This window comes from Cupriavidus sp. AU9028 (assembly GCF_019795295.1).
GTDB lineage: Bacteria > Pseudomonadota > Gammaproteobacteria > Burkholderiales > Burkholderiaceae > Cupriavidus.
Genome location: NZ_JAIMCG010000018.1, coordinates 81,510 through 88,480 on the forward strand (window position 1 = coordinate 81,510; position 6,971 = coordinate 88,480).

Here is a 6,971-nt window from a genome sequence, read left to right on the forward strand (position 1 = left end):
TGGTGCGCCGCAACAAGTCCCCATTGTAGGGACCTCGATGCGGCTGTCAAGCGGTTTTGGTGCACTGCACAACCGGTGCCGGGTAAACCCTCTGGCGCGCACTGCACATTGCGCTTTCCAAGCCGCTTTTTTTCCTCGTTTCCTGCTCGGCCCGACAAGGTTTTTTCCACCCTCGCGGGGCGCCGGCCGTTCGTGACAACACGTAAAGACCGCACAGCAGGGCGAGTGCTACCATCGCCCATTTGCATCCTTCCCGCTGGGGGCGGGACGCTGCGCCCTCCTCGCCGACTACCGACCCGACGCTTCGCATGCGAGTCTATTACGCCGACCACTTCGTCTTGCCGCTACCGGAGGGCCACCGCTTTCCGATGCGGAAATACAGGATGCTGCGCGATGCAGTGGCCGAGCGCCTGGACGGCGTCGAACTGCTCGAGGCGCAACGTGCGGACGATGCCATGCTGCTGCTCGCGCACGATGCGCAGTATGTCGCGCAGGTTTCGCTGGGCCAGCTGGATGCCGCCCGGCAGCGGGAGATCGGCTTCCCCTGGTCCGAGGCCATGGTCGAGCGCTCGCGCCGGTCCGCCGGGGCGACGGTGCAAGCCTGCCGGGCGGCGCTGCACGACGGCATCGCGGCAAATCTGGCGGGCGGCACGCACCACGCCTACGCCGACAAGGGCGGCGGGTTTTGCGTCTTCAACGATGCCGCCATCGCCGCGCGGGTGATGCAGCGCGATGGCTGCGTGCAGCGGGCGGCAATCATCGACCTGGACGTGCATCAGGGCAACGGGACCGCCTCGATCCTGTCCGGCGACCCCACGGTGTTCACCCTGTCGCTGCATGGGGAGAAGAACTACCCCTTCCGCAAGGAAGCCAGCGATCTGGACGTCGGGCTGCCGGACGGCTGCGGAGACGACGATTACCTTGGCGCCCTGCAGGCCGCGCTCGATGCGATGCTGGGCCGCTTCAGCCCCGACCTTGCGATCTACCTTGCCGGTGCCGACCCCCATGAGGGCGATCGCCTCGGCAGGCTGAAGCTGACGCTGCCAGGGCTTGCGCGCCGCGACGACGCGGTGTTCGGCACGCTGGCGCGACACCGCATCCCGGTAGCGGTGGCGATGGCCGGCGGCTACGGCAACCGGATCGAGGACACCGTCGCCGTCCACCTGCAGACCATCGCCCGGGCCAGCGCATGGCAGCGCCGCTGGCTCGACCGCCATGCCACCCCCACCCCTTGAACCCGCTCGCCGCTCTCCATGACCGCCGCCACCCGCCCAGAAGCCGAACAACGCGCCGACTACCGCCATTTTCTGGAGATCACCACCCGCTGGATGGACAACGACGTCTACGGCCACGTCAACAACGTCGTCTATTACAGCTACTTCGATACCGTGGTGAACCGTTATCTGATCGAGCAGGACGCCCTCGACATCCATGCGGGCGACACCATCGGCCTGGTGATCGAGACGCAATGCAACTATTTCGCCTCGGTCAGCTTTCCGGATACGGTGACGGCCGGTCTGCGGGTGGCCCGGCTCGGCAACAGCAGCGTGCGCTACGAGGTCGGGCTGTTTCGCAATGACGAGGAGCGAGCTTCCGCGCATGGCCACTTCGTCCACGTCTATGTCGATCGGCAGACGCGCCGGCCGGTGCCGCTGCCGCGCGCGCTGCGGCAGGCGCTGGAGCCTCTTCTCCACACGCGCTGAAGGGTGGAAGGCATTGAAATCGAAGTAAACGAAACGCCGGTCTCGTGCGTTACAACCGCTGTCAGTCCCGGCTCGAGGGTAATCCCCGGTTCAAGTTGCGGCCGAGCGTGTCGTTAGAGGCGGCAAGGCGGGCAACATTGGCGGAACTTCTGCCCCGGGCTGAAGGTCATCGCAGCGGCACAGTGGCGTATTCGTCTGATTTTTTGTATTGCGGAACGATACACAAGGTCAGCTTTAAGTCTGTGCCCTAAGTCGTTCAAGTTGCTAAGAAAATCTTTTTTTCCTACACTGGCGCCATCCCCGATGCGCGCCCGAGAATCATGCCCCGGTTCGACCTCCCATTCCTGAGATTCCTCGGTACTACGCCGCTGCCAGTGCTGGCCGCGTCGGCGCTGGTATCGGTCGCACTCCTTGCGGCACCCGTGGCAGAGGCGGCAAGCAAGTCGTCCCGCGACGCCAAGAAGAGCTCCAAAGTCGTCAAGGTGGACAAGAAATCCGCCAGCAAATCCACTGGCAAGGCGAAGAGCGCGGCCCGCAAGACGTCCTCCGCCTCGTCGAAGAACGCGGTGGCCAGCCGCTCGAGCAGCGCCCGCAAGGTCGTGGTGCGCAAGAACGGCAAGCGCAGCGTGGTGTTGGTCGAGCGTCATGCCGCCCCGGTGCGTGCGTCGTTCGCGCCGTCGCGTCCCTCGCTGGGCGAGGCGCTGGGTCTGCGGGACACCGAGGACGCGCTGGCGCTGCGCTCGTCGGTGGCGCTGGTGATGGACCAGAACACCAACGAGGTGCTGTTCCAGAAGAACCCGACCGCCGTGCTGCCAATCGCCTCGATCACCAAGCTGATGACCGCGCTGGTGGTGATGGACGCGCGCTTGCCGATGGACGAGGTGCTGACCATCACCGAGGAGGACCGCGACACCGAGAAGAACAGCAGTTCGCGCCTGCGCTTCGGTACGCAGTTGACCCGGGAGGAACTGCTGCTGCTGGCCCTGATGTCTTCCGAGAATCGCGCTGCCTCGGCGCTCGGCCGCCACTATCCGGGCGGCCTGCCGGCATTCGTGCAGGCAATGAACCGCAAGGCACGCGAGCTGGGCATGAATGACAGCCACTTCGTCGATTCCAGCGGGCTGTCCAGCAGCAATGTCTCCAGTGCGCTGGATCTGGCGCGTCTGGTCAATGCGGCTTACCGCAATCCGACCATCCGCGCGTTCTCGACGCAGACCGAGCACGAGGTCAATGCAGCCGGACGGTCGCTGCACTATGTCAGCACCAACCGGCTGGTGCGCGGCGGGCAGTGGGATATCGGCCTGCAGAAGACAGGCTTCATCTCCGAGGCAGGCCGTTGCCTGGTGATGCAGGCCCGCGTCGGCGCACGCAACGTGGTGATGGTGTTCCTCGATTCGGACGGCTCGCAAAGCCGTTTTGCCGATGCCAACCGCGTGCGAGACTGGCTGGAGCATCTCCCGACGGTGCCGGGTCCGTCGCGCGGGTTCCCTGCCTCGCCCAATCTGACCCAGGCACCGCGCCCTGCACCGCATGTCACGTCGCCGGGCAACTCGCCGCATTACGTGCTGACCTCGCAACAGAGCCGGGGAATCTGACCGGGCGTTCGATGCCTCACTTTCGGCCTCTCCTTCCGCGGGCGGGAGGGGCGCGAGTCGGCCGTTCCTGATCGTACTGCGCTGCCTTTGCCTCCGGTTGCCGGAGGCCAGGCAGCCCGGTCGATCAGACTTCCGCGTCGGCCGTGAAGCCCATGCCGCGCGAGATCTGCAGGGCGGTCTCCTTCAGATTGACCAGCCATCCATCCTGCAGCCGGTCCGCTGGCGCGGACAATGACAGCCCGGCGATCAGCCGGCGCGAATCGTCGTAGATGCCTGCGGCGATGCAGCGCACCCCCAGTTCCAGTTCCTCGTTGTCCCTTGCGTAGCCGTTGGTGCGCACCCAGTTCAGCTCGCGCTCCAGCTTGGCAAGGTCGGTAATGGAGGTGCGGGTATGGCCGGCCAGCCCGGTGCGGGTCGCGTAGTTGCGTACCCGCGTCAGGTCGTCGGCGGCCAAGAACAGTTTGCCCACCGAGGTCAGGTGCAGCGGCGCGCGGCCGCCAATGGCGCGGACCACCTGCATGCCCGAACGCTCGCTGTAGGCACGCTCGATGTAGACGATCTCGTCGCCCTGGCGCACCGACAGGTTGACGGTCTGCCCGGTGACGCGGTGCAACGCCCGCATCGGTGCGAGCGCCGCCTCGCGCACCGACAGGCGCGCCTTGACCAGGTTGCCCAGTTCGAGCAGCCGCATGCCGAGCCGGTAGCTGCCAGGGTCGGAGCGGTCGACGAAGCGGCACGCCACCATATCGTTGAGGATGCGGTGGGCGGTGGACGGATGCAGTCCCGTTGCCAGGGAAAGCTCCTTCAGGCTGACCGGATCGGCGTGGCCGGCCAGCGCATCGAGCAGTGTCATCATTCGCTCGATGACCTGGATGGAGGTCTTTCCGGGTTCCTTTTCTGCTTCGGCCATGGGTGATTTTGTTGCCCTGCGGCAAATTAAGCGTTTGCCCGATTCTATCTCGCATCGTGAAAATTTCAATACGTGAAATTCCAGCGGCGACCCGATTGACGGCGTGAACGGCCGGATGTGGCACGAATTCGTTGGCCGCATGCACGCTTTTCATGTGCCGAACTGGCCCGCAGCAGGATGGCGGGCGCATAATTGACAGGTTTTGGGTCTGGAGAGAAAGGAAAGCCATGCGAATCGGTTTGTTCGTCACCTGTCTGGTCGACCTGATGCGGCCCGAGATCGGCTTTTCCGTGCTCAAGGTGCTGGAGCGCGCCGGCTACGAAGTGATGGTGCCCGAGGCGCAGACCTGCTGCGGACAGCCGGCCTACAACAGCGGCGAACGCACCGCCGCCCGCGACCTGGCCGAGAAATTCCTGCGCGAGTTCGAGATGTTCGACTACGTGGTGGTGCCGTCGGGGTCGTGCGGCGGCATGATCGTCCACCACTATGGCGATCTGCTGCGGGATGACCCGGAGCTTGGCGGCCGCTACCAGAAGCTGCGGGAGCGGGTCTATGAACTGACCGACTTCCTGGTCAACGTGGCCGGCATCGATAACGTCGCCGCCACGCTGCAGTCCGGTTTCACCGGCAATGTGACCTACCACGACGCCTGTTCCGGCCTGCGCGAGCTCGGCGTCAAGCAGCAACCGCGCGCGTTGCTGTCGCGCCTTCCGGGCGTGACGCTCACCGAGATGAAGGACTGCGAAGCATGCTGCGGCTTCGGCGGGACGTTTTCGGTCAAGTACGGCGACATCTCCACCGCCATCGTCGACGAGAAGTGCGCCAACATCCAGGCCAGCGGGGCCGACGCGGTGGTGCTCGGGGACCTGGGCTGCATGCTCAATATCGAAGGGCGGCTGCGGCGCACCGGTGACGACGGCACGCGCGTGCTGCATATCGCCCAGGTGCTGGCCGGCGACGCCTGACCACAGCACGGGAGCCAGAATGCAAGTGCATAGCATGGAATTCAAGGCGCGGGCCGGGCAGAAGCTCGCCGACCAGCGCCTGCAGCAGAACCTGAAGAAGCTGTCGACCAAATTCGTCACGGCGCGCGCGGCGGCGATCGAGGACATCGACTTCGCGGCGACCCGCGAGGCCCTGAAGGAGCGGCGCGATCGCGCGCTGCAGCGGCTGGACGTGTGGCTTGCAACCTTCGAGGAAAACGCCACGCGGCGCGGCGCCACGGTGCTGTTTGCGGAGAGCACGGCCGATGCGGCGCGTCTGGTCGCCGAGATCGCCAGACGCCACGGGGTGCGCAAGGTCATCAAGAGCAAGTCGATGGTGACCGAGGAGATGCGGCTCAACCAGGTGCTGGGCGAGATGGGCGTGCAGAGCATCGAAACCGATCTGGGCGAGTACATCCTGCAGATCAACGATGCCGAACCGCCGTCGCACATCATTGCGCCGGTGGTGCACAAGGACAAGGACGAGATCGCCGACCTGTTCGCCCGCGTCCATCACAAGCCGCGGCTGACCGATATCCCCGACATGACACGGGAAGCGCGCGAGGTGCTGCGTCCGGAGTTCCTGTCCGCCGACATGGGCGTGACCGGTGGCAACTTCCTGATCGCCGAGACCGGCTCGGTCGCGCTGGTGACCAACGAAGGCAACGAGGGCATGTGTACCGTGATGCCGCGCGTGCATGTCGCCGTGACGGGCATCGAGAAGGTGCTGCCCACGCTCGAGGACCTGGCCACCGTCATGCGGCTGCTGCCGCGCTCGGCGACCGGACAGGCGATCTCCAACTATTTCTCGCTGCTGACCGGGCCTCGCGCCGAAGGCGAGCAGGATGGCCCGGAGCATATGTACTTCGTGCTGGTCGATGGCGGCCGCACCGGGCTGATAGGCGGCGACTTCGAGGAAATGCTCCGCTGCATCCGCTGCGGGGCCTGCATGAACCATTGCCCGGTCTACCAGAAGATCGGCGGCCATGCCTATGGCTGGGTGTATCCGGGGCCGATGGGCAGCGTGCTGACGCCCAGCTATGTCGGGATTGGCAATGCGATTGACCTGCCGCAGGCGGCGACGCTGTGCGGCGAGTGCAATCGGGTCTGTCCGGCCTCGATTCCGCTGTCGGACCTGCTGCGCAAGCTGCGCGAAAAGCAGATGGAGCGGGGCATGCGCCCCTGGGGCGAGCGCTTCGCGCTGCGCGCCTGGGGCTATGTCGCCCGCCGTCCTGGCCTGTATGCGCTGGCGACGCGCCTTGGGGCGAGGGTGCTGGCAAGGATGGGCCGGCATGGCGGGCGGATTGGCAAGCTGCCGCTGGCGGGCCGCAACTGGACCGACACACGGGACATGCCGGCCCCGGCGGGTCGCACGTTCCGGGAGCTGTACAAGGAGAGGAGGGCGCAGCCATGAGTCTCACCACAAGTGCGGCCGACAATCGGCAGGCCCTGGACGCCATGCGAGAGGCGCTGGATGGGCATCTGGCCGGGAAGATCCGGGCCGACGCGCTGGTGCGCGCGTGGCGGGAGCAGAGCGGGGCGCTGACGCTGCCGCCGGTATTCGGGCAGGCGATGGAGGAACTGCTGCGGCGGCTGGAGAAGGCGGGGAAGGCCTGACGGCGGGTTGAGCCGCCGGAGGTTTGGGGAAGGTGGTTGCCCTTGTATCTTAATGGTTGGGATTTGGACCGGCTCAGTAGCCCGACTGCCCTCTGGGACCTCAAGCCCGTGGGAGAGCGCTGGGATCTGGGTCGGACCGTTCTTTCTTGCAACCCGTACGGTT

7 protein-coding genes are annotated in these 6,971 nt (G+C 65.8%); 6 read left to right on the plus strand and 1 reads right to left on the minus strand.

All coding sequences use genetic code 11. From position 1 onward, the window contains the following. Positions 1 to 308 precede the first annotated feature (308 nt). The 3 genes from K6V06_RS17930 (at position 309) to pbpG (ending at position 3,298) form a co-directional block, all read left to right on the plus strand. Positions 309 to 1,235: a histone deacetylase gene (locus tag K6V06_RS17930; protein ID WP_222245477.1), complete on the plus strand. Its 927-nt coding sequence runs from the start codon at positions 309 to 311 to the stop codon at positions 1,233 to 1,235. An 18-nt stretch (positions 1,236 to 1,253) separates the two neighbouring features. Next, positions 1,254 to 1,703 carry a thioesterase family protein gene (locus tag K6V06_RS17935; protein WP_222245478.1) on the plus strand — a complete coding sequence of 150 codons (450 nt, stop codon included), beginning with the start codon at positions 1,254 to 1,256 and terminating at the stop codon, positions 1,701 to 1,703. A gap of 320 nt (positions 1,704 to 2,023) precedes the next feature. After that, complete coding sequence (pbpG, locus tag K6V06_RS17940; protein ID WP_222245479.1) at positions 2,024 to 3,298, plus strand: D-alanyl-D-alanine endopeptidase; 1,275 nt, start codon at positions 2,024 to 2,026, stop codon at positions 3,296 to 3,298. A gap of 124 nt (positions 3,299 to 3,422) precedes the next feature. On the opposite strand, the gene K6V06_RS17945 is transcribed toward pbpG, so the two are convergent. Then, a complete protein-coding gene (locus tag K6V06_RS17945; RefSeq protein ID WP_222245480.1) occupies positions 3,423 to 4,208 on the minus strand; it encodes an IclR family transcriptional regulator in 786 nt (261 codons plus the stop codon). A 227-nt stretch (positions 4,209 to 4,435) separates the two neighbouring features. Between K6V06_RS17945 and K6V06_RS17950 the strand changes: the two genes are divergently transcribed. Genes K6V06_RS17950 through K6V06_RS17960 form a run of 3 tightly spaced genes read left to right on the plus strand, consistent with a single transcriptional unit; the run spans position 4,436 to position 6,808 of the window. Continuing rightward, complete coding sequence (locus tag K6V06_RS17950; RefSeq protein WP_222245481.1) at positions 4,436 to 5,173, plus strand: (Fe-S)-binding protein; 738 nt, start codon at positions 4,436 to 4,438, stop codon at positions 5,171 to 5,173. A gap of 19 nt (positions 5,174 to 5,192) precedes the next feature. Further along, positions 5,193 to 6,605 (plus strand): LutB/LldF family L-lactate oxidation iron-sulfur protein, encoded by a 1,413-nt coding sequence (locus tag K6V06_RS17955; RefSeq protein ID WP_222245482.1) that lies wholly within the window; start codon positions 5,193 to 5,195, stop codon positions 6,603 to 6,605. After that, positions 6,602 to 6,808, plus strand: a complete 207-nt coding sequence (locus K6V06_RS17960) for a hypothetical protein (protein ID WP_222245483.1) — start codon at positions 6,602 to 6,604, stop codon at positions 6,806 to 6,808. The genes K6V06_RS17955 and K6V06_RS17960 overlap by 4 nt, the downstream gene beginning before the upstream one ends. The last annotated feature ends 163 nt before the right edge of the window (positions 6,809 to 6,971 follow it).